Source organism: Butyrivibrio sp. VCD2006, from assembly GCF_000423925.1.
Lineage (GTDB): Bacteria > Bacillota > Clostridia > Lachnospirales > Lachnospiraceae > Butyrivibrio.
The window spans coordinates 1-23,788 of the sequence record NZ_AUIX01000057.1; the positions used below are offsets into that span (position 1 = coordinate 1).

A 23,788-nucleotide genomic window follows, 5' to 3' on the forward strand; every position below is an offset into this window, starting at 1 on the left:
AATTTTCCAAGAGTTGGCTCTGCCCAGCTATACTGATTCATGTATTCTCCCGCAAAACCAGTGTCTTCGCGCTTCCCGGCAAGATAATCAAAATAGTCGCAGTCGAAATATTCTTTGTTAATGGCAGCTTCCCCTCTTCTCCTGATAAGAGCATCTCCGCAATCGTTTTCGAAAAAGATCCTGCTCATATCTGCAAACAGGTTTCTCATATATGATCTGTGTCCGCTGGGATCATCCTCATCCTGCCATATTCTGTCCATGATCTGATCAAAGGTTCTCATGGCTCCATTTGCATCAATAAGAACCGCAAGGAGTTCTCTTGTCTTGCTATATGCAAAATCAAGCGGCACTCCTTCTTTTGTGAAAACTTCAAATTCCCCAAAGGTGTGAACCTTGAGCTTTCTACCGCTCTCCTCCTCTACAGGGAATCTCAAATGCTCAAATGCATCCTGTATCTTCGCAGGTGTCACAGGCTTCATTATATAACCGCTGGCATAGAGGCCAAATGCCTCCCTCATATACTCCGAATATCCGGTTACAAATATTATGTTGATCCTGGGATTCTTTGCTTGCAGTTTTTTTGCAACATCAATCCCGTTATCTGTTCTCATCTCAACATCGAGAAAAGCTATCTGCGGGTTAATCTGATCAATCACCTCAAATGCCTGTTTTCCGCTGGTAAATCCATCCACATGGGCTGCGGGGATTGCTTTTTTAATAGCACTGATGCACCCCTCAAGTGCAAGGTCCTCATCATCTATAGCTATAATTCTCATTACAAGTGTCTCCTGAAGTATTCATATAATTTTAGATATAAAAATCGATTAGAGTAACTCATTTTTCTCTCTGGGAATTGTTATTGTCGCCTTGGTGCCAACACCCTCCGTGCTCTCCACAACAAGATGTCCGCCGCACATTCTGACAAGCCTCTCTTCAAGGTTATCCAGGCCGATATGAAGCCCGTCCCCTTCCTTCTTAGAACCCGGGTCAAATCCAACTCCGTCATCCTCAACAATAACATAGTAATTATCAGCTGTTGAGTAACTCTCAATTTTGACAGTTCCGCCCTCTTCTTTTTTATGAATGCCGTGCTTAACTGCGTTCTCCGCAAGTAGCTGAACGGAAAGTGCCGGAAGATCAAAGCTCTCATCTTTGATATCATACTTAATAGTGAGTTTATCTCTAAATCTCATTTTTTCAAGACTCAGATAATTCGTGACATGCTCCATCTCTCTTAAAAAAGATATGCAGTCCTCTTTTTCCAGATTGCTTAGGTTACCGCGTAAATAATCAGAAAAGCGTCCGATTGCCTCCTGAGCTTTTTCGGGATCCTTTTCACAAAGCACATATATTGAGTTAAGTACATTGTATAGGAAATGCGGTTTTATCTGAGTGAGAAGGATTTTGATTCTGTCTCTTGAGATTTTATCCTCCTGCTCAAGTATAAGTCTCTCCTGCTCATATTGGAATGTATTATCCAGAAAAATTAGTGAGAGGCACATCATATAAGGCATGATCTCAATATCATGAACAAACAATCTGAGCACCATTCCAAACATAGGAAAGGAGATAATGGACAAAAGAGCAAAAATATTATCCCTCTTAAGATACTGCCTATATACGATCATGTAAACTATTACTAAAAGCAGAATAATGTATCCGCCTACCAGTCCCATATAATAGAGGGGGCCCTTTTCAAAATTGGTTCCGTCAAAGGATACTACAAATCCATAAAACAATGAAACAACCCACAATAAGGAAAAGATTATTGCCAGCGGTAAAACAAAGATCTTCATTGCAAGCTGTTTTCCGCTTCGTCTCGAAATATAATAAGAGACATACATACCATAAAATCCCAAGAGCGAATAAAAACTTATGAAATATACAGAATATGCAATTTCCGATATGAGAATCATCGGTTTGTAATCCATATCAATGCAGACAACTGTCTTTACCGCCAATACAGACGCAAGCATCAGCATAACCGAAACCAGCATCTTGGTAAACTGACGCCGTTCTTTATTTGAGATCTTTCTCATATGAATATCACCAAAAAGCTTGATACTCATTACTGCAAGTAGGAAAGATGCTATTCCAATATTTACATAATCAACTGTATGATCCATGATTTTACCGCCTTTTTTCGCTCGATAAAAAAATTGTATCAATTTTTTAAAAAAATTTCAAAATATGTGTTGACACCCTAAAATATACGTTATATAATTCTACTTGCGTTGCGGGACAGGTAATGAACTAAACGCTTCCAAACGGGGTGTGGCTTAGCTTGGTAGAGCGCCTGGTTTGGGACCAGGAGGTCGCAGGTTCGAATCCTGTCACCCCGATTAAAACTCCATATACATGCGGGTGTAGTTCAATGGTAGAACACTAGCCTTCCAAGCTAGATACGTGGGTTCGATTCCCATCACCCGCTTAAAAGAAAACCTCAGGTTGTTAACCTGAGGTTTTTCTTTTAAGCAGGCGAGATCACGAACCCATGGTTCGTATCTCGCCTCCGGCTCGGTCGGCGGCAAAGATGAGCGCCACTGGCGCTCTGCCGCCCCATCACCCGCTTATCCCTTTTATATATGTTGTTGTCTCATATGGTTCAGGCTCCGCTCCGGTCAAATCTATACAGAAATCCCAGGTCAATATATCACAATGCTTGTCCACAGAATTATGTAGTAATAAAATAAACAAGATAATAAATATTAGGAATTTAAACATTTTTCTATGATAAACAACGATAATACTTCCAAAGAAAACAAAAACAATAACAAACGCCGTAAGCGCCGCTCTTCCACGCTTACTATTATTTTTGTCGGTTTTTTAGTGGTAGGAGTGTTTCTTGCTCTTATGTCGATGACCGAAGATACTTCGGAGTTTGGTTCATTGCCGCATAGAGTGGCATCCACACTAAAAGATGTCAGCGGAAAATATATGTACTATGATGAGCCCGAGGCTCCGCAGGAGCTGGATGACATTTGGGTAATGTATCAAAATCTTGATGATGCCGACAAGAATGTATACAACATTTTTATCGATCTCGTGGAAAACCGAACAGTTGAAGATTACTCAAATGCAATTGTTATATCAGAGGCTAAGATGGATGAGCTTGGCGAAGATCACTTTTGGAATGTTTATTATGCTATGTGCTATGATCATCCCGAGTACTTCTTCCTTATGTCAGAGTCGAGTGCTATCCATTGCAGTTCACTTTCATATGATGGATATATTACTTATTTTTTTGATATGGAAACTGCCCCATCAGAAGCTGATCAGATTGTTGCATTTGAAAAAGCATCAGAGGATTTCATGAAGGATATTGACCTTAGCATGTCCGATGAAGATATAGAACTTGCCATCCACGACAAACTGATTGATCTTGTAACCTATGACTACGATATTTTGGAATCAGATTTACCGGAGAATCCTGACAATGATTCCGAAATCATCTGGGATCTTGGTAACACTGCTTATGGCGCTTTGGTGTGCGACTCAGAAGGAAGGCGCAACCACGCGGTTTGCAGCGGTTACGCCTTTGCTTTTGAATATTTAATGCATAAAGTCGGCATCCCCTGTAGCATGGTAAGCGGAAGCGCTTTTTGCATTCCCGCATCATCACTTGATCAGGATATCCACGCCTGGAATGTCGTTAATATCTCAGGCCAATGGTTCGAGGTCGATCCCACATGGAACGACAACGATTATGACCTCTCAGAAGATTATGAGTTCTTTTCAGCTTTGAAAAATGACACCGAAAAATACAACAATTTAAGGCACCATTACTACAACCTGTCAACTGCCGAAATAAAGGACTTGAAAGCATCTGACGATACTCTGTTCAATGTTGATGGCTACGAGCCTTATAATGCTGTTTACGACAGTTCACATGTAAGATTTGACCACACGACAGAGGGTTGCGAAGACATTGAAATCTTCCTCAACTCACTTGTTCCTATTGCAGAGTAAGTTTTGTAAAAATCAGATGGTTAAAAATTCTTTTTAAGGCGCAAAAATACCTAGTCCATCAAGAATCTCTCTCGTTTTTTCTCCATCCTCATAAATGGGGCTATGAGCGCATCCTTCATAGAGGAAGAACTCCTTTTCCGGGGCTATAACGCTCTCATAATACTCCTTTTGCAAAGTAGTGCAGCACGTCATGTCATTTTCTCCTGCAAAGAAATAGATAGGTATTTCTATACTTGAAACAGCTTCAAAAGCGTTAAAAAGCCAGGATTCACTATTTACCGCAAACTTTCCGGAGGCCGCCTTACCTCTCCAGATATTAATACGCTCAAGCGGAGTGTAGGCCTTTATCCGAAGGCTCGGGAAAAATAAGCCAGTTATTACATTATCCATATCCGATGTCGTCCCAACTCCCAGTTCATGCATAGCCTTGTCGCGAAGTCCGGAATTAGTATACTTTCTGTAATCATCTTCAGATTCCGTTATTTTATATTTATCAAACTGCGCCACCAGAGCGCTGTTACCCTGCTCTTTATAGCGACCGCGCATGTAATCAAATGCCATTAATTCCGACCTATACTGATCACAAATCTGAGACATTGCGAGGTATGCTGTATAATACTCCGGATATTGCTTCACCGTGTTAAGCGCCATATATGTTCCGAACGAATGACCCATGATATAAATCTTATCCTGTACAAACCTTTCCCTAAGATAATTCGTCACCAGTACTATATCTTTTATATATTTATCAGTTGTCATGTTGTCAGGATCGACACCGCTATCAAATGAGAGCCCGGTTCCTCTGTAGTCAAAATAGCAAACCGTGAAATATTCAGGTAAAACAGATGGATAGAGGCTTTCCATGAGATACTGAGGAATTCCGGGGCCTCCCCCGCAGACAAGAAGTACAGGATTATCTGTTTTATCGGACAATAAGATTAGTCCCAGCCTGACACCATCAGCTTCAAGAAATGTTTTCTCACTTAGAGCGTGTCCTTTCGGAAGCTTACCAAGGCTTGGAGGTAGTATTATCAATATTATTATAATTATCAGAACTAAAAAGATTGTTATCCCTAACATTTTCTTTTTCATGTAGCCCCTTTTACAAGATTCATTTTTATTTTCCCCTATTAAAATATCGCAAAAACAAAAACAGGCCTTATCACACACTGATAAAGACCTGTTTTTCACTTGATTATTTTATGTCAACATTCGCACTATTAGGTAGCGCTATGCAGCTGATAATACTCTTTCTTATCCTGATACATTAATTCATCGGCTTTCTGCACCGCTTCACCTATATCATATGAACCCTCGCAAAAGACGCTGCCAATAGCAAAGCTGACATCCAAATTGCTATCTGCCAACATTTTAAGCCTCGAAATGCGCTCTCGCATTTGTTCTTCTGAAATATCTTCGCAGAAAATAACAAACTCATCTCCACCTGCACGGTAGATTAGGTTTTCACCAAAAACAACTTTAAGGAGTGATGATGAGCGCACGAGCATTCTATCTCCTGCATCATGCCCTTCTTCATCATTCTTCCTTTTAAGCCCATTAAGATCAGCAAAAATTACACCCAAAGTTTTCGGTAATTTGGCAGTACCTTTTTCAATACTTTTCACATAGTCATCCATAGCATTGCGATTGCCAACCTGTGTCAGCGCATCCATTGCACTCTTTACTTCAAGCCTTGAAATAAGAAAATGATTCGCTATAACAGCTGCAAGCATAAATGTAGAAAGCTCCAGTGTCTCTTTAATTTGCTCCGTTTTGGCCACATCATAATTAGCAGCCCATATATAACCTACCAGCGTCTGATTATAGCGAATCGCATAAAATACGATATTCTGAACGCCATGCATAAGCATAGACCTATACCATTCAGGATCACGTTCCTCAATTATTTTAAGATCCTGCAAAAGAAGGCAATCCGAGAGCGCAAGATCTTTTTCCCAAATCTCTGCCACCTCAAATGGCGTCCTTCCCATTTCTGATGCAAACTCTTCTAAATCATGCACCCCGTCCTCACTAACAAAAGTGCACTCACGCGTAACCTTATCCACGAGGTACATTGAGCACATCCTTGCTCCGCAGAATTCCTTCACCTGCGCGGCAGTATTGGCAAGCGACTCGTAGAAATCCGTTGCTTCGTGCAGTCTGATACCAATATCCAAAACTGCACCAGCCACCTCCGGTGACCTCTGTGCCATTGAATCAGTCTGAGCCTGCTCTGTAAAGTTCACAACATATAAGCAGTAAACTCTATGTGCTCCCTTCGGAAGTGGAGGACAATTATACTCACCCCAGATATCCGCAATAGGCAGATAAAATCCCTTAAGCCAGACTCCACGCGCATTAACATAGGAATACAGTGGCTTGGCAGAACTTGCACATTTATAAATATAACTCTCAAAATTCAAATCCATCCAGTAGCTTCTGTACGGTATTCCCGGATAAAATTCCGGAGCGTCAGGCACCATATGAAGCATTACATCATTCATTTGATTTACTGCCATCAGCCGAATTTCACTAAAACTTCCATCCGACAATATATCAAATGAATACAGGCTTGCTAATTCATTTATACCTTCAATCCATGACTGATAATCCATACTTACTGCCCCTCTATTCGAATATTTCATCCACAATCACAACAAAAATCGTTGCATTTTTCATGCAGGCATTCTTCCTGCCACCTTATTATAAAACCATCAATACTTGTTGTCATGTCACGATTGAGTCGGTCAATACCAACTCGCACGAAAAAAGCGCTCAACCTTTGTAGTTAAGCGCTTGTAGCTTCCCGAACATCTGCTGTGTCTTTGGTAATCAGCTAAATAAATACTTATGCCTTTCCAATCTTATGGCTTGCCAACCCTTCCTTCTGCCTTACCATATGTAATCCAGTGCTGATATAGCTGCTCCGGAGTACGCAGTCCTGCTGCCCTAAGATCAGGATATCTATGTGAATAATATGCCGCATCAAAGTCTGATGAAAAAACCTTGGGAGTCGGAACTAAATTTTCAGGAACTGTATAAGTCTGACTACCTACCCTTCCTTCTGCCTTACCATATGTGATCCAGTGCTGATATAACTGTTCCTGAGTGCGCAGCCCTGCTGCCAAAAGATCCGGATATCTATGTAAATAATATGCCGCATCAAAGTCCGGATCTGAAATAGCGGTAGCAGCACCTTGCACATTATTGTAATTGTAAAGAGCATGTGCCTCCATGCCTTTTCCAATGAAAAATCCGGAAAATATTGCAGTTGCCATGATAAATGTAAATAATTGTTTTTTCATTACTATTGCTCCCTCCATTCATTTTAACCCCAAATATAAGGATAATATATGAACAGAAAAATTTAAATAGCATATATCTGTAAAACCCGCAATATTACAATATCATGATAAAAAAGTCTTACTATTTCATATCCTCTGCATCAAATGTCAGCTCAGGGTACTTAACAACTGCCTGTTTGTAGAATTCGTTAAGTGCTGCCTGCTTATCACATTCTCCATTAATATATGGTTTGAATGCCTCACGGAATGTATCCCCCAGCCCCTGGTCATAGGGACCTGCCAGAGACATATCTATCTTTGGCGCCGCCTGAGCGAACATCTTTATGTGATTCTGTCCGTTAAGGAAATCGGAGTGATAATCAGAGGATGCCAGGGATTGCATCCCCGAAATAGTATTGGTATAGTCCTGAGTCTCCTCCGTGATTTTTACCATGTTCTGTTTATCACAAGTAAGCTTTCTCATAATATCAGCAACAAGAGATGCATTGTCAGTTCCTCTCGCACCTGCAATCCAGGTTCCACCCCAATACCACGCAGCAGGTCCTTCACAAATACTCCAGTCACCAAAGCCCTCTTCTCCTGCATTCCCAACAAGGGTGAAATTAATTCCCCAGGTCGACATAAAAAACCCAAATACTTTGCCTTCAGCACTCTGGTCGAAGTTCCAACCCTCTGACCACTGGGTGGTATCATTTATCCATCCGTTTTCACGGTACTTCTTACACATATCCACCCATTCCCACTGTTTGCTGTCTATCTGGATCTTGGGAGTTGATGAAAACGGATCATCCACCCACTTAACCTTCGCATTGTTTGCAAAAATCTTATAACAGTCTTCTATACTGGAGAGCATCATATAGCCCTTAGCAGCGGCCTGCTCAGCCACATTATCAAACCCCTTCCAGTCGGATAAATACTTCTGTACTTCATCCGGATCATCTGTCCCCAGCACATCTCTTGCTATAGATCTTCTATATCCAAAAAGCCCGGGCGCAGCCTGCCAGCTGCTTCCCTTAAGCTTTCCATCCCTTGATGTGGCAATATCCTTAGTATACTGATACTGATCAGCGAGCTCTGATTCTGTTATTCCGAGATCATTGACAATATCAAGTGTATAGTCTGAATCAGCATATTTTAAAATATAGTCCGCCTCCATAAGGAACAAATCTATGCGATCATCAGCCTTTTTATCCATGTTTACAAGAAGTTCCTCATCAAGAAGATTCTGATAACCATAGTTGTCCGATGGTGTTATCGTCCAAACTACCTTTACATTTCCAATCGATCCGGTACCATCTCCATTGTCCGTATAACCAGGATAGAAAGCTGTCATCCTCTCTTCAAACTCCGTGTTCCAGCAGTAAATATTCAGGACCTGACCTCCATCAGAACAGAGCTCTGATGTCGCTGTAGTCTCTGCTTCTGTCTCTGCAGTCTGCTCTGCCTGCGCACATCCGCTTATAAGCACGGCCATAAGACACAGAATTGCTATGGAAAAGCATGTATTATTCTTCATTGTCATAACTGCCTCCATATAGATCAAATGTGAATCTCGTTTATACTCTCATCAAGAACCTTCGCAATGTCATTCAGCCTATCGCTGCCTTCTTCAACAGATTTAAGCTCTTCCAGAATGCGCTTCATTGTATCTGATGTCTCCTGGGAGCTGGCTGCATTTTCTTCCGCAATGGCAGAAAGACTCACAACTGTATTTACAATGTTCTCCCTTGAATCATTCAACTTATCTGTATGTTCACGAATGTTCTCTGCTCCGGCCAGTGAATTATCAATACCCTCACGAACACTGCGGAAAGCCCTCTCGGTATTCTCAACCATGTTGCTCTGCTCCTGCATGACTTCCCTGACTTCATTCATGATTTCCACTGCCTTCATGGAATTCTGAACAAGTTCTCTGATAATATCGTCTATACTCTGAGCAGACTCACTGGACTCAGAAGCAAGCTTGGAAATCTGAGTTGCAACAACCGCAAATCCTTTTCCTGCCTCTCCTGCTCTGGCAGCCTCTATGCTCGCATTGAGAGAGAGAAGATTTGTCTCATCTGCAATAGAAGCTATGAGTCCTGCTGCCTCCTGAATCTTCTGTGCGGCCTGATTGGTTTCGTTGGTCTGCTCATAAATACGCTCAATAGAATCAGATGTACTCTTATTTATCCTGCCAAGCTCTGCAAGAATCGCAAAAGCTTCCTCGCTGGTCGTTCTCATATTGTTTGCAGTCTCAGTAAGTCCGCTTACCTGATCGCCGGTATCGATGATCATATCACCAATAACGCCCACATCAGCGTTGGCTTTCTGCGTTTCATCTGCCTGAGATACAGCACCGGTTGCTATATCACTGACCGCGTTTTCAATATGAGCTGCATCGTCTGTAGTGGTCTGTGCGCTCTTTGAAAGCTCATCGGATGTGTGGTATAAGAGCGTGCTTTGTATCTGTATCCTTTCCACGATATCCACAAGCTTTACACGCATCGATTCTACAGACTGGGCAATTACTCCGGTCTCATCTTTTCGTTTTAAAAGTTCCTGCGTTCTGGGATCTCCCGTGAAATCAAGGTCACCAATCTGGTCAACAACCTCAGAGACTGTCTGAATCGGCTTGGTAATCCTAAGCGCTGTAAACAGTCCGAACAGGAGCATGATAACAAATATTACTATGCCTGTAAAAATGGCGATCATTGTCATACTGTTTAAGGTAGAAAGGAAATCCTTCTTTTCAACGGCAACTACAAGAACATAGCCCTTATTACTTGCATAAAAAGCAGCTATCTCCTCTGTTCCGTTATATACGTATTCAATAATTGAAGGTTCTGCGATATTCCCCACAGCAATTGCTGTAGCCATCTGCCGTATAGTCTCATTTTCCGTTTGGCGACCAATCTTATCATGGTTTGGATGATAAAGTGTCAGTCCATCATCACGGACCAGATAGCAGTAGCTGCTCTCGCAGCCCTCCATTTTTGCATCCTGCAAAAAGGCTTCCAGTCTGAAAGGAACCTTGCGGATATCAATGTCATGTTCTGTCAGATTCACCGCCGTCTCAAGGCGCTGTCCATACATCTGCGCAGTCATGAACAGATAATTGGAATTAACCTTCTCAAGTTCGTTCCTTACAGGAATGGTTACAACCAAAATAATTGCAATCAGCGTTACAAATACCGCAACACCCATCGTACACATAACACGAAATCTTATCGATCTGTGCATGGGTACCTGTCTTTTGGTCTTTTCTTTCATTTTTTCATCAGACATAGCAAATCTCCTGTCAATTCAAGCAGACCGCAACTAATAATATAATGATTTAATTTCAAGCGCGCAAAATTATATTTTAATATTTTAAATTGCACACCATTAATATTATCAGTCGTTGCTATATTGAACTCAATTAAATAATCATAAAAATCTCGTAAATAAATCAGTGCTCTTGATCAGCTCAAAGCCACGAAAAATCAGGTATTACCTTTTACATATACGCACACGAAAAAAGCGCTCAACCTTAATAGTTAAGCGCTTGTAATGAGACACGTGGGAATCGAACCCACGACAACTTGATTAAAAGTCAAGTGCTCTACCAACTGAGCTAGTATCTCATATATATAAACTGCAAAAGCAGTGATATATCAAAACTGGGCTAGCGGGATTCGAACCCACGAGTGCAGCAGTCAAAGTGCTGTGCCTTACCGCTTGGCGATAGCCCATCATACGTTAATTAAATAATAACTCAAAATGGGTGAAAAATGAATCTCCAAGTAATCGCCCTAAAAGAAAAGGGTGGATAGTGGGACTCGAACCCACGGTCTCCAGAACCACAATCTGGCGCGCTAACCAACTGCGCCATACCCACCATACAGTCAGATCAACAAGGATCTAAATCAATATTAATCTGAAAATGTGCCCGAAGGGATTCGAACCCCCGACCCACGGCTTAGAAGGCCGTTGCTCTATCCAGCTGAGCTACGGACACATGCATCGCACTCGCAGCGACATTTACAAATTATAAAGGACAGTATTCACTATGTCAATATAATTTTTTAATATTTTCCATTTTTTTTCAAAACTTTTATATTCACAGCGTTTCGAGGAACTTTAATTCGTAGGAAAGCTCTCCCTCATCATCGATTGTAACAATGATATATGAAGGTTTTCTGCCCTCCTGTCTGGGGTATGAAAGGCTACCCGGATTAAAGACATACATGCCATCTATTTCGGCTGCTATAGGTCTATGAGTATGTCCATATACAACGACATCTGCTCCTCTTGAAAAGGCCTCTCTCATTATCTCATCGCTACCCATATTTACAAGATACCTATGGCCATGTGTAACGAAGAAAGTGTGCGGCCAGACCTCAAATACCTGCTCATCAGGCAGCTTACAGAAGAAATCATTGTTGCCCCTTACAATGCGCATAGGTGCCCCGGAAAGCTGCTGCATCTGGGTCTCTGACCCTTCGGTATCTCCGCAATGAATAATGAGACTTACAGGGCTTTCAATATCAACTACCTTGAAAAAGTTCTCATCTTTTCTATGAGTATCACTTACAATCAAAATCTTATGCATTGAGCTGCGCCCTCAACTTCTCTTCCATCATCCTGAGGGCCTTGCCTCTGTGGCTTATTGCATTCTTTTCCTCGGGGCTGATCTCAGCGGAGGTCTTACCATACTCAGGCAGGAAGAAAATAGGATCATATCCAAATCCATTCTCTCCTGCTATTTCGTGGCCGATTATACCCTCCATTGTTGCTCTTACGACAAATTCCTTACCGTCTGAGAGAACTGCTCCTATAGCGCACACGAATCTTGCGCTGCGCTTTTCATCCGGTACACCGTCGAGCTTTTCAAGAATCTGCTTATTCTTCTCAGAATAAGGTGTGTCATGGCCAAGGAATCTTGCGGAATAAATGCCGGGAGCCTTATCGAGATAGTCGATTTCAAGTCCTGAATCATCAGCCATAATGCAAAAATCACTCATGCCCTTTTCCTTGCAATAGTCAGCAACTGCTCTTGCCTTTATCATGGAATTTTCCTCAAAAGTGGTACCATTCTCTTCAATATCAAGGTCGATGCCCTCGTCCTTCATTGAACTGATATCAGAAGTAAGTCCGCCAAGGATCTCCCTGATCTCTTTCATCTTATTCTTATTACCTGTTGCAAAAATTATCTTCATTAAAAATATCCCCTTATCAGTTTCCGTTAATTATGCCTTGAAATGCGTCATCATTCTCAGTTTTCACAGATGGATCAACAGTCTCAAAAGCTTCCCTGATACCATCTGCGACACCCTTAGCGCATTTCTCCAAGTAGCTGTCCTTTTCGAGCTTATCATGATCCGCCTTGTTGTTGATATTACCTATTGTCACATGTGCAGCAGGAATTGTTAATTCGTGAAGCATCTCATTATCAGCGCATTCCGCTGAGAGGCCAAGCGCCTTAGTCCCCGCCGACTTTGCAACATTCATCTCCAGCTTGTCGGCAAGCTCCACATTACCAAAGCCTCTGATAAAAAATCTGTCATTAAAATATGTTCTTATCCCGGCATCAACCTCAACCGTTTCGTCAACGCCAAGCTGGATATAAAAATCCGCCCCCGAATCATCGATGAGCTGCCTAACTACATCCGTTCCCATATCAGTGTCATCAGTAGTCGTAAAATACAATTTGATATTTTCATCCCCCTGAAAGACATTCTTTAAATAAGGAACCATTTTTAGTCCAAGCTCGTCTACGGGATCTATTACAACGACATTTTTATATAAACCGGCAGGCTCCTTAATCGTCACTACGATCTCACCGTCTCCGAGGGATGTAGCGGTTTCATAAAGTCCGTCAAACTGGAAAGTAAGGCAAACAAGGCCGCTTTCATTAAGAGACATAAAGCTTCCGCTCTTAATCGCACTAAGATCTGATATCACGCTGTTTTTTGCATAAAACTCAGGATCCTTACCCTTAACATAAAGAACAAACTGGTGTAATCCATGCCTCTCTTCAAAGGTTATACTATCTGAAGTGACGCCGCTTTCAAGAGGAATCACTATGCTATCCTTGCCCTTAGAAGATGACGGCTTTTCAATACCGAGTTCGTATTCCTGACCGTCCAGCATCTTCACTACATACTCATCACCGGCTTCGGCAATAATAACGCTCTTGGTCGCAACCCTGTAGAACATTACCCCCAATGAAACCACGACAAATAAACCGGTCAAAATCGCAGTTTTTTTCAATCTTTTTTCAATCATTGCTCAAATTCCTTCTGGGCGGTTTAGGTCCCATGTACTGATAGAAATATGTCTTGATCATTCCATTATATATCTTGCGGTTCTTATCGGCTTTTTTACCTATGTCACGCTCAGCCTTCTCGTAAGCAGTTATAAGATACATTGACCACGAATCCAGCGCTCGGTATCTCTCTCCTATGGTCCTGTAAAGCTCAGGAAGCTCCTTCTGCTCACCGATTCTCTCACCATAAGGCGGATTTGTCACAATAAAGCCGTATTTCTTCCTATGACTAAGCTCAGCGACAGGTCTTGTCTGGAAATGTATAAGCTTCTCAACACCTGCCTTCTCAGCATTAATTCTTGCAATATCAATTACGTCAGGGTCAATATCATAGCCCTGAATATCTGTCTCAATATTAAGGTCGATTTCTTCCTCGCACTCCTCGCGCACATCCTTCCAGTTTCTGGGAGTGATGATATGTGTCCAGTTTTCCGCAGTAAAATGTCTGTGCATTCCGGGTGCAACTCCTGCTGCTATCATAGCAGCCTCAATAGGGAAAGTGCCGCTTCCGCAGAAGGGATCGATCAGAATCCTGTCAGGCTTCCATGGAGTCAGCATTAAAAGTGCAGCCGCAAGATTCTCCGCGATAGGAGCCTTGGCCTCAAGCTTACGATAGCCTCTCTTGTGAAGAGAATCCCCGGTAGTATCCAGGGCCACCGTAACTTCATCCTTCATAAGAAAAACTCTCACAGGAAAGCTCTCACCATTCTCCTCAAATCTTCTGATTCCATAGATTCCGGAGAGCCTGTCAACCATCGCTTTTTTCATAATTGACTGGATATCTGACGGGCTAAAAAGCTTACTCTTAACGCTGCTGGCCTTCTTAACCCAGAACTTGCCATCCTTGGGAATAAACTCCTCCCACGGAAGTGCCTTCGTGCCCTGATACAGCTCTTCAAACGACAGAGCCCTAAAAGAGCCCACCTTAATAAGAACTCTCTCCGCAGTCCTAAGACCAATATTGGCTCTGACCACCGCATCGGGATCTCCGGCGAAGGTAACTCTTCCGTCAGCCACTTCGGTTATCTCGTATCCAAGGTCTATTATTTCCTTCTTCAAAACTGACTCCAGGCCAAAATGGCACGGAGCTATTAAATCAAATCTCTGCATTCGTTTACCTTTTTTACAAAACAATGTTTACAATCCACAAAATTATATCATAATCCGGCTACATATATTTCAAGAAAAAATTTCTGAAAAAAATTTTGAAATCCCCCTAAAGTTAAATGCGCTTTTGACGATATATATATTGCAGAACAAAAAGGACAATCTCCTTTTCTTTATGACCGGTATGGAGTCCCCACCCATACCGGTCTCCTCCCATTTTAGGGGTTTTTTTTATGTAAAAAAAGGAAAAAACAGACCGGAGCGAAGCGGAGACCGAACCCGTTCGAAGCCACTCACCAACGTGTGTGAAAGGGCGCTAGAGGTCCGGGGGACCTCTGCTTAGCGCCGACCGGAGCGAAGCGGAGATCGAACCCGTTCGAGTCCGACCGGACTCGAACAAAATAAGGGACATGGCATCTTGCCATGTCCCTTATTTTAATCGACGTGTGTGAAAGGATTCGAACCCTCGACCTTCTGGTCCGTAGCCAGACGCTCTATCCAGCTGAGCTACACACACATATGCACTATAAAAGTTGTGCAACGAAAATTATTATAACATCATCTAAATAAATGTCAACACTTTTTTTACTGACTTAATTGTCCGCTTCCTCCGGCCGCTATATTAGCCTCTTCTTCGGCCTTTGTCCTGGCCACCATAGCCTCCATCTCAGGCCTTGCTATATCAAAACATGCCAAAATTTTAGTTGAGAAAATTCCACTCTCTCCGTTTTTTATCATCTCATACGCCTTACTTGGCGCATAAGCAGATTTGTAAACACGATCACTTACAAGTGCATCATATACATCCGCAAGCGATGTAAGCTGAGCAGCAATTGAGATTTCCTCACCCTTAAGGCCATCAGGATACCCTTTGCCATCATACTTTTCATGATGATGTCTGCAGATATCATAGCTGACCTCTAGATATTCCTTGTCCTGCAGATCCGCGAGCATCTTTACGATCTCACACCCTCTTGTTGTGTGTGACTTCATTATATCAAACTCATCAGGAGTTAGTCTTCCGGGCTTAAGCAAAATTGCATCCGGCACCGTGATCTTACCGATATCATGCATTGCGCTCGCTGTAGTTATTACTTCAATCTTATGAGGTGTCAATCCGAATTCAGGATAATTTCGCATAGCTACATTAGCCAGAATCGATACAAAGCCTTTGATCCTTTTTAAGTGATACCCAGACTCCAGATTTCGGAACTCTACAATAGTACAGATAGTATCAATGATTCTGCTGTTGGTTTCCCTAAGACGCTCTTCCTGCTTCTTAAGTACCATGAACTGCTTCTTTAAAACCTTAGTCTGATCATTTACCTTCTTTTCGAGCTCCTGCTTGCTCATGTTGAGCTCAATTGCACGCTTAACCCTATGCTGAACAACAACAGAATCAAAAGGCTTATGGATAACGTCACATGCCCCATTTTCATAGCATTTTCTTTCAGCTTCCGAAGATGCATCGGCAGTTATCATAAGTACAGGAATTTTATCTGGAATACTGTGCTTATGAAGCTCTTCAAGCAATCTGAAGCCATCCATCTCGGGCATGACAATATCAAGCAGGATGGCGGCTATCTGATCCTTTTTCTGAGCTATGATTCCAAGAGCACGTCTGCCGTTTTCAGCCTCCAGAATCCCATACTTATCCTTAAATATCTCGCTCAGGATACCTCTATTTATTTCTGTATCATCTACAATTAGAATACTCTTGTCAGACACCTTTAACTCCTTGCTACAGGTTTTTCACCATCAAGCATCACCAATGCGCCTTTTTCGGAAGCAAAAGTGATTCCACTTGAAGTCTCCCGAATGTCATGTACCCTTAATACCCTGTTTCCGATTTTTACCGTTGTTCCGCTAAATACCAGTCTCGATACTATTACTTTGGCACCCTTAACGGATTCCATCTCTGTTTCTATCTCTTTTTTTCTGGTATTTAGCTTTTCAAGTTCGCTTTCCTTTATTGCGGACTCTGCGTTTATCTTAATCTTTATCTGCAATGCCTGCTTATTTGTATTATCATTAAAAGCTGACATTTTTACACGTTGCTGCTCATATACCTTAAGCTCTGCATATATACGGCTGATATTCTTAAGGAGCATCTGATATTCATAATCGATCTCCTCAGTTATTCCGGTTCTTACAACTGTTTCTTTTACCGTTTTACTTCCAAGAACCGCTGTTTCAAGTCCTCTTAAGGACGTTACCACGCCGCCACTGACAAGTCCCTTTTCTCCAAGCATCAGGACTTTTCCCTCAGCAGAAACATCGCAGTTGAGGCAGTCGTTTGAAACAAGATTGCCTTTGCACTTAATGTTGGCGTTGTCTATATGCGTAGCCGCAACGAGACCTCCTGCCGTTATCGAAGACCTGTCATTAAGATTTCCAACTATACTCTTTCTTACGACAACCCGTCCTCCGGCACGTATATCGGCACAAGTAAGGCTTCCGTCAACCAGCACATCACCCTTCGCTTTTATGTAAGCATTGTCCACATCACCCTTTACCCAGATCGTTCCGTCGTAGACCACCTTTTCCTTAACATTTACAAGCGAATTATATACCTTTACGCGATCGATTTTTATTTCGCCATTTTGTATCCTGCCAACACCTGCTACAGAAGATACATAAGTCTTCTTATCGCTAAGGAGCATGAACCCCTGACCTTTCAAGATCGGTTTACCTCTGCCGGCCTTAGCTTTAAGCACCTTTCCTGTGATATCAAAGCCATCTATTCCGGCAGTATGCGGATGGTAAATAGCGAGCTTATCGCCCAATTTTACCTCATCAAACACCTTGACATTACTAAAATCCGCACTCTCTCCACTACCCATGTCTGGCAAAATCTCTTCACTGAGTTTAAGCAGATATTCGTAGTAGCCATCACTTCCGTTTACAGGCTCTTTTCCTGAAGCAATAAGTGTTTTAACTCCATACTTCTTGCCCTCGATCATCTCTTCGATGGCTTTTCTGCTCACGCCTCTTCTGACTCTTGCCGCATACAGAAGCTTTATCACCCTCTCAAGAGTATATGTCGTACCCTTAACACCCAAAGGAAGCGTAAAATAGCACTTCATTTTATCCGCTGATATATCAATAAGGCGGCCTTCCTCAGTCTGCAAAAACTGCAGCGCCTTTACTTCTTCATCAGCAGGCCTGTCCAGTTCTTCCTGCAATTGTCCCGAAAACAGCTTGCTGAGATTACTCGGAAGAGTCTTACCTTCCTCAAGCCATTTTCGCATGATATGCATCTCCTGAGCAGGATGAACCATACTCTTATAAAGATTTATATCAACATTATTTTCTATGCCTTTTCTGATTTCGCGCATCTGATCTGCACGATAAAGAGGCTTGGCATATGGTGTAACATCTATCTGATGTTCAAGGCCCAGCCTAAGCTCCCTCATCTGTTTCCAGCCGTACTGTTCATCGGCATATATGGAAACATCGAGGTTCTGCTCCAATCCTTTTCGAACCTCATGCATGCATTCTCCACGCATGCCAAAAAGGAAATAACGGTCAATATCCTCTATTCCAGCCTGCTTTGCCTTCATTATCTGTTCAAGCTGTTCAGCATCAAAATTCTTTTTTACGTATTCATCAATGTCTATCTTTTCTTTGAAAGCAATATGAATCTGTTCCAGAGTAGAGGCATCCTTGTAGCGGATCAGCTTTTCATCGAGTTCAAGACCATCCTCGAGACTCTCTCTGATGACACGCATTTTCATGTACGGCATATCGATATTTGCGTATCGCGATATATCCGTTCCGTGTTCGAGCCCTATTCTGATCTCAGCCATCTGCAGCCAGTTAAACCTGGGATCCTGATAAAAAAGGACAGGTATACCTGCAGCCAGACCTAGTCTAATCTGCTTCATCTGATCCGAAAAATACTCAGGCCTTGCATACTCAGAAACATCCAGTTTTGCAGAAAGCCCTTCTCTTATCTCTGCAAGCTGCATTATATCGAATCCCGCTTCACGATAAGCGGACATATCTATTCCACTCTGAAGCTCGAGCCTTATCTCCTCCATTTCGTTCCATGGAACTTCAGGTCTTGCATAAGTGCTCACATCCACGCCGGTGGAAAGCCCTTTTCGGATCTCTGCAAGCTGGTAGATATTAAAACGCTGATCCCTATATGCATCAGCATCTCCACCCTGCTTTTTAATAAGCAATAGCTCACTCTCAATCAAGTCAGGCTGATATAAACTTTTATCCTCATCAGCAACAACAGCCATTATCAGTATCCTCACCGGTTAACTCGAGATATAATGCCTCAGAATCATTCTAACACCGAAAAAAAGGCCACTCAACGAAATTCCGCAAATTTATATATATTTTATAAATAGTTTCTATACATTTCCCGAAGATTATAACTGTACTTTATTTTAATGACATAGGGGTCAGCTGTTTGATATAATCTACAGGAATCATTTTTTATTTTGGAAGGAATATATCATGAAAACTATATTGGATTACGAGACAGTTGCTCTTAGAGATGAACTGGATGCAATAGAAATAATTGATCAGACACTTCTCCCCGGCACGATCAAAACAATTCTCCTTAAGACGGGCGAGGAAATCTGGAACGCAATCTACTTATTACAGGTGCGCGGCGCTCCCGCTATAGGCGTTACCGCAGGTTTTGGCCTGTATCTACTCGTGAAGCACTCTGATGCTCCTACTTATGAAGCATTTATGGAGGAGCTTCGCCAAAAAAGCGACTATCTGAATTCATCAAGACCCACTGCTGTAAATCTCTCATGGGCTCTTAAAAGAATGGAGGCTCATGTAACAGCATTCTGTGATAACGGTTCTTCCTTTGACAGGGAAAAAGTTATTTCTGCTATGCGCGAGGAATCCGAAAAGATAAAGGCTGAGGATATCGAAGTCTGCAGAAAAATCGGTGAATACGGACTTTCACTTATAAAAGATGGCGATGGCCTTTTAACTCATTGTAATGCCGGTCAGCTCGCAACCTGCAAATATGGCACAGCCACAGCACCTATGTATCTCGCCCATGAAAAGGGCTACAACATTAAGGTATATTGTGATGAGACACGCCCGCTTCTTCAAGGCGCAAGGCTCACTGCATTCGAGCTTCATTCCGCAGGAATAGACACAACTCTTCTCTGCGATAACATGTCCGCATCCCTTATGAAAAGCGGTGCAATCAATGCTATTTTCGTCGGCTGCGACAGAGTTGCCGCAAACGGTGATGCAGCTAATAAAATCGGAACAAGCGTTGTCGCAACAGTTGCTAAGCGCTACGGCATACCTTTTTATGTATGTGCACCTACATCAACAATCGATATAAACACTCCCACAGGTGCTGACATCAACATCGAACAGAGAAAGCCCGAGGAAGTAACCGAAATGTGGTACAAGGAGCGCATGGCTCCCGAGGGCGTCAAAGTCTACAATCCTGCTTTCGATGTGACAGACAATGAACTGATAACAGGAATCATCACAGAGCATGGAATATTAAGCGCTCCCTATGATGAGAGCATAAAAAAACTTTTTGAGTAAATTCTTAAGCCCGGTGCGATTGCACCGGGCTTATTTTGACTAACACTTATTTTGTTTTAACCTTCTTGGTTTTACTCCAATCGGAATAATACTTTATTCCATCAATCTCTTTATATGCTCGGATCTGTACATAATAGGTTTTCTTCTGTTTCAGTTTTTTAATAGTAAGGCTTGATTTATTTGCTCCACTAACCTTCTTTATCTTTGACTTGCTAAACTTCTTTGAATTTGAGTATTCAAGCTCATATCCATCTACATCTGATACAGGATTCCACTTTACGACAATTTTCTTATTACCCTTTTGCAGCTTCTTTATAGTTGTTGCAGCAGGGGCAGCAATTTTAGTATCTACGGTAGCATTTCCATTCGCTTCAGCTACAGGTGCACTGCTGCCATTATCACCGCTGGGAGCAGCTCCACCCTGTTCACCACTGGGTGTGTTACCACCCTCTTCGCCTCCGGGTGTATTACCGCCCTCTTCGCCTCCGGGTGTGTTACCACCCTCTTCGCCTCCGGGTGTGTTGCCGCCTTCTTCGCCCATTTGTGCAAATAACGGGTAAGCATCTCTCTCTTCTTCAAGCGCATCATTGGTGTAAGTAGCCAGTTTCTCTGCCTCACTACCCAATTTATAGTAAATTGTCATATTCCCGCAGCCATAGAATGAGTATGTTTTCCAAACAGTCTTCATGCCATGAATATACAGCTTTTTTAATTTGTTTAAATAAACTCCGTCATCATTATAATCGTGAGCAAATGCCGTACAGCATATGGTTTCTACGGATTCAGGAACATCATAATCCTCTCCGCCTTTTGAACAAGGATAGTTGTAGAGTATCTTCATATCCTTGCTAAACAGAACTCCATCAACAGAACTAAGCTGCTGGTTCTCAGCTGATACCGTGATTGCTTTAAGTTTCTCACAATATGAAAAGATGTAATCAAAGGTACCAAATGCCTTTACTTTCGACGGAATGTATACTGATGTTATGTCTTCTCTTCCAAAGAACAACATCTTCGCTAATACCGTTACGTCCTTGCCTGCAATCTTCTCAGGAATAACAATATCTCCGATTTGCGTGCAACCCGTGATCTTTACCGTACCATCACTCAAAATCTCGTATTCAAATCCATTTTCAGTGTTAGTCGGTGTACTTTCCTCCTCATTCAGCAAACTAACAAATCCATTAACATTCTGCGTAGGTGTCTTTGCCTTTGCATCAGTCTTCTGCACTAAAAGCATTGCTGCAATTAAGCCTGTTAAGCACGCTACTTTTTTAACCCCAATTCTGATTCCTCTTTTCATTTTGTCCCCTTTCAGATTTCCCAACAAATCCTTTCCATTTTATCAAAAGAGAGTAAATAAAAACAGCCCGGAATTCCGAGCTGCTTTTATTTACACTTATAAATTTCGATTATTTAGTTTTCACCTTCTTCACCTTACTCCAGTCGGAATAAATCTTCCTTCCACCACTCAGCTTATAGCTTCTGATTCTGACATAATACTTCTTATTTGATTTCAGCTTCTTAAGAGTTACGCTGGATTTATAAGTACCGCTGACCTTCTTTGTCTTACAAGGGAATAAATATCTATCTGTTGAGTACTCCAGCTCATATCCATCTGCGTCTGCTACATAGTTCCATTTTACGGTTATCTTCTTTTTTCCCTTTTGAAGCTTTTTAATGCTTGTAGCAGAAGGTCTTAAATTGTTTATATCTGTTACGCTTCCCGGTCTACTCTCTGAACCGGAACTACCTCTGTTACCTGAATCATTGCCTCCTGAAGAATTGTCATAATCACTACTGTCTCCTGAAGAAGTGTCATAGTCACTACTGCCTCCAGAAGCAGAACCGGAACCGTTACTGCTACTGGATATTACAAACTCCATTCTAAAGTTTCCTACGTAATTCCCAATTCCCTTAACATTTACATATCCGGTACCAACATAAGTATTATTCCCGTAATATGTTGTATAATCAGTATCCTCCTGCAGCACTTTATCGCCATCAGTAACAGTTACTACAGGTTTCTTCGCCGTTCCATCATACACAAATTCACGCTCTGAAATGGTTACCATATCTTCTGTCAGCCTTTTGGGACTTATGGTAAATCTCCTGGTACAGGTTCCTTCGAAGTTCCCAATACCTGTTATCACCATCTGAGCACTTCCGCTGTTTACATTATTACTATATTGAAGGTTATAATCCTCTCCTTCAACCATCTCATAATCATTAAAAATTACTGTGATTGATGGTTTAATCTCTTCACCTGTGTAAACAAAGTCCCAAGAATCAACATTTACAAGAACACTATTAGTAATATTCTTCTTCGTAACATTGATTTTACAGGTTATTTCTTCGCCTGTAATCGAACTGGTTGCTGTTATAGTTATTTCACCAACTCCTGTCGCAGTTATAACATTATCTTCAAGTGTTGCCGGAGAATCATCAGTAATTCCATATCCGGAAGTAACAGGAACACGAATACCCGAATCAAAAAATGATCCATTCTTATACGAAACTGACTCATAAAGATTATTCAAATCAATGGTATCGCCAACATAGATACTACTCCTTCCATCAATTTTCAGAGTAGATGAGAATTTATCCTTTAGTATTTCAACATTCGTTGTTCTCGTTCCATTTGGCACGGGAGTTTCTACTTGTGATCCGACAGGAGATCTGAATTCCTGAACCCAATAATGAACGCCATCCCTTATTACATGTCCAACAGCTACGGCAGTGGTTCTGTTACTAAGGATATTCCTTCTGTGTCCCTGTCCATCGTACATTTCATCTTCTTCCATCCAGGCAGTGAAAACAGAATTAGCGTTTGTATATCCGGCCGCAATATTCTCACCGGCAGAGCGCCAACTATATGTTGAAAATGGGCTTTTTCCATTTGGTCTGGTATGATCAAAAATCAGAGAAATCTCCAATGCCCTGAGCATAGCAGCTTCTTCCAGATCATAATCATAAACCATAGGAGAGAGATTGTTGCATATTATCTTTTCAGTATTATCCTCATTCCAATACCAGGCATCCGCTCCGGTTCTTGCGCTATTGATGTTATTTATCATTGCCCTTGCCGATGACTGTTCATATTCTGCAGTAACAGGCAACATAGCGATGCCTTCCGCTTTTACCCTTATTGGAATCAGGATCACACTGAAAATCATCATAGATAAAATCACGCAACCTGATATGTATGATTTAAAAGCTTTCATTTTATCTCTCCCTTTATAAAACTTTTCAAAAACTTAATCGAGTAGGAGGAATTTCTCTTAATTGAGAAATTCCGACCTCTCACACCACCGTGCGTACCGTTCGGTACACGGCGGTTCAATCAACTTAACAAGTAACACACCTTTTGGTGTAGTAGTCTACCATAGAGATTAGTCCGAATGAGGCTAATCTCTTATTGCTTATAGCTTGGGATATATCAGATGCATGACAGACTCTTGCATATCCTTTTGAATATGCGGTTCTCCATGCAGCCCATTTAGGAACTCCAAGTTTTATAAGATTCTTTGCTCTATTCTGCGGAGTTTTCCAGTGCTTCCAAATGCACATACGAAGT

General features: G+C 41.9%; 17 protein-coding genes, 7 tRNA genes and 1 pseudogene. 4 read left to right on the top strand and 21 right to left on the bottom strand.

All coding sequences use genetic code 11. The features are described from left to right. Positions 1 to 776, bottom strand: a 776-nt coding sequence (locus tag G586_RS0116370; RefSeq protein WP_026528580.1) for a response regulator, incomplete at its 3' end; no start/stop codon positions are given. 48 nt (positions 777 to 824) lie between these two features. Further along, positions 825 to 2,126 carry a sensor histidine kinase gene (locus G586_RS25190; protein ID WP_051204865.1) on the bottom strand — a complete coding sequence of 434 codons (1,302 nt, stop codon included), beginning with the start codon at positions 2,124 to 2,126 and terminating at the stop codon, positions 825 to 827. A gap of 142 nt (positions 2,127 to 2,268) precedes the next feature. On the opposite strand from G586_RS25190, the gene G586_RS0116380 reads away from it, so the two are divergent. The 3 genes from G586_RS0116380 to G586_RS0116390 all read left to right on the top strand — a co-directional run bounded on the left by G586_RS0116380 (position 2,269) and on the right by G586_RS0116390 (position 3,969). Further along, positions 2,269 to 2,342: transfer RNA gene (locus G586_RS0116380), tRNA-Pro, on the top strand. A gap of 18 nt (positions 2,343 to 2,360) precedes the next feature. After that, positions 2,361 to 2,431 (top strand) — tRNA-Gly (locus G586_RS0116385). A gap of 299 nt (positions 2,432 to 2,730) precedes the next feature. Next, positions 2,731 to 3,969: a transglutaminase domain-containing protein gene (locus G586_RS0116390; protein WP_155834233.1), complete on the top strand. Its 1,239-nt coding sequence runs from the start codon at positions 2,731 to 2,733 to the stop codon at positions 3,967 to 3,969. A 33-nt stretch (positions 3,970 to 4,002) separates the two neighbouring features. Here the strand turns inward: G586_RS0116390 and G586_RS0116395 are convergent, their stop codons facing one another. The 16 genes from G586_RS0116395 to G586_RS0116470 form a co-directional block, all read right to left on the bottom strand. Further along, on the bottom strand, positions 4,003 to 5,061 hold the full coding sequence (locus tag G586_RS0116395; RefSeq protein WP_051204866.1) for an alpha/beta hydrolase: 1,059 nt from the start codon (positions 5,059 to 5,061) through the stop codon (positions 4,003 to 4,005). A gap of 128 nt (positions 5,062 to 5,189) precedes the next feature. Continuing rightward, a complete protein-coding gene (locus G586_RS0116400) occupies positions 5,190 to 6,584 on the bottom strand; it encodes a sensor domain-containing diguanylate cyclase (RefSeq protein WP_026528583.1) in 1,395 nt (464 codons plus the stop codon). 249 nt (positions 6,585 to 6,833) lie between these two features. After that, the gene (locus G586_RS0116405) at positions 6,834 to 7,274 is read right to left on the bottom strand and encodes a hypothetical protein (protein ID WP_155834235.1); all 441 of its coding nucleotides are present in this window, start codon (positions 7,272 to 7,274) and stop codon (positions 6,834 to 6,836) included. A gap of 121 nt (positions 7,275 to 7,395) precedes the next feature. After that, entirely contained in the window at positions 7,396 to 8,796 is a 1,401-nt protein-coding gene (locus G586_RS0116410) for a carbohydrate ABC transporter substrate-binding protein (RefSeq protein WP_242832044.1), read from the bottom strand. A gap of 17 nt (positions 8,797 to 8,813) precedes the next feature. Continuing rightward, positions 8,814 to 10,541, bottom strand: coding sequence for a methyl-accepting chemotaxis protein (locus G586_RS0116415; RefSeq protein ID WP_035773474.1), 1,728 nt, complete (start codon positions 10,539 to 10,541; stop codon positions 8,814 to 8,816). 265 nt (positions 10,542 to 10,806) lie between these two features. Beyond that, a tRNA-Lys gene (locus G586_RS0116420) sits at positions 10,807 to 10,879 on the bottom strand. 36 nt (positions 10,880 to 10,915) lie between these two features. Continuing rightward, positions 10,916 to 10,987 (bottom strand) — tRNA-Gln (locus tag G586_RS0116425). A 72-nt stretch (positions 10,988 to 11,059) separates the two neighbouring features. After that, positions 11,060 to 11,133 (bottom strand) — tRNA-His (locus G586_RS0116430). Between the two features lie 46 nt (positions 11,134 to 11,179). Then, positions 11,180 to 11,253, bottom strand: a tRNA-Arg gene (locus G586_RS0116435). Positions 11,254 to 11,355: 102 nt separating this feature from the next. Then, positions 11,356 to 11,847 (bottom strand): metallophosphoesterase family protein, encoded by a 492-nt coding sequence (locus G586_RS0116440; RefSeq protein ID WP_026528587.1) that lies wholly within the window; start codon positions 11,845 to 11,847, stop codon positions 11,356 to 11,358. After that, positions 11,840 to 12,454 (bottom strand): RdgB/HAM1 family non-canonical purine NTP pyrophosphatase, encoded by a 615-nt coding sequence (gene rdgB / locus G586_RS0116445; RefSeq protein WP_026528588.1) that lies wholly within the window; start codon positions 12,452 to 12,454, stop codon positions 11,840 to 11,842. Before rdgB ends, G586_RS0116440 begins: the two co-directional genes overlap by 8 nt. Positions 12,455 to 12,470: 16 nt before the next feature. Next, positions 12,471 to 13,523 (bottom strand): N-acetylmuramoyl-L-alanine amidase, encoded by a 1,053-nt coding sequence (locus G586_RS0116450; RefSeq protein ID WP_026528589.1) that lies wholly within the window; start codon positions 13,521 to 13,523, stop codon positions 12,471 to 12,473. Next, positions 13,516 to 14,673, bottom strand: a complete 1,158-nt coding sequence (locus G586_RS0116455; protein WP_026528590.1) for a THUMP domain-containing class I SAM-dependent RNA methyltransferase — start codon at positions 14,671 to 14,673, stop codon at positions 13,516 to 13,518. Before G586_RS0116455 ends, G586_RS0116450 begins: the two co-directional genes overlap by 8 nt. A 440-nt stretch (positions 14,674 to 15,113) precedes the next feature. Next, positions 15,114 to 15,187, bottom strand: a tRNA-Arg gene (locus G586_RS0116460). 68 nt (positions 15,188 to 15,255) lie between these two features. Further along, positions 15,256 to 16,398, bottom strand: coding sequence for an HD domain-containing phosphohydrolase (locus G586_RS23545; protein WP_051204867.1), 1,143 nt, complete (start codon positions 16,396 to 16,398; stop codon positions 15,256 to 15,258). Positions 16,399 to 16,400: 2 nt separating this feature from the next. Continuing rightward, positions 16,401 to 18,920, bottom strand: a complete 2,520-nt coding sequence (locus tag G586_RS0116470) for a DUF342 domain-containing protein (protein WP_026528591.1) — start codon at positions 18,918 to 18,920, stop codon at positions 16,401 to 16,403. A gap of 220 nt (positions 18,921 to 19,140) precedes the next feature. On the opposite strand from G586_RS0116470, the gene mtnA reads away from it, so the two are divergent. Next, entirely contained in the window at positions 19,141 to 20,211 is a 1,071-nt protein-coding gene (gene mtnA / locus G586_RS0116475) for an S-methyl-5-thioribose-1-phosphate isomerase (protein WP_035773475.1), read from the top strand. A 46-nt stretch (positions 20,212 to 20,257) separates the two neighbouring features. Here mtnA and G586_RS0116480 read toward each other — a convergent pair whose 3' ends face one another. The 3 genes and pseudogenes from G586_RS0116480 to G586_RS26815 form a co-directional block, all read right to left on the bottom strand. Further along, the gene (locus tag G586_RS0116480) at positions 20,258 to 21,514 is read right to left on the bottom strand and encodes a fibronectin type III domain-containing protein (RefSeq protein WP_026528593.1); all 1,257 of its coding nucleotides are present in this window, start codon (positions 21,512 to 21,514) and stop codon (positions 20,258 to 20,260) included. 109 nt (positions 21,515 to 21,623) lie between these two features. Beyond that, entirely contained in the window at positions 21,624 to 23,435 is a 1,812-nt protein-coding gene (locus G586_RS0116485; protein WP_026528594.1) for a CAP domain-containing protein, read from the bottom strand. 124 nt (positions 23,436 to 23,559) lie between these two features. Further along, a pseudogene (locus tag G586_RS26815) lies at positions 23,560 to 23,788 on the bottom strand (group II intron reverse transcriptase/maturase); the annotation flags it as partial.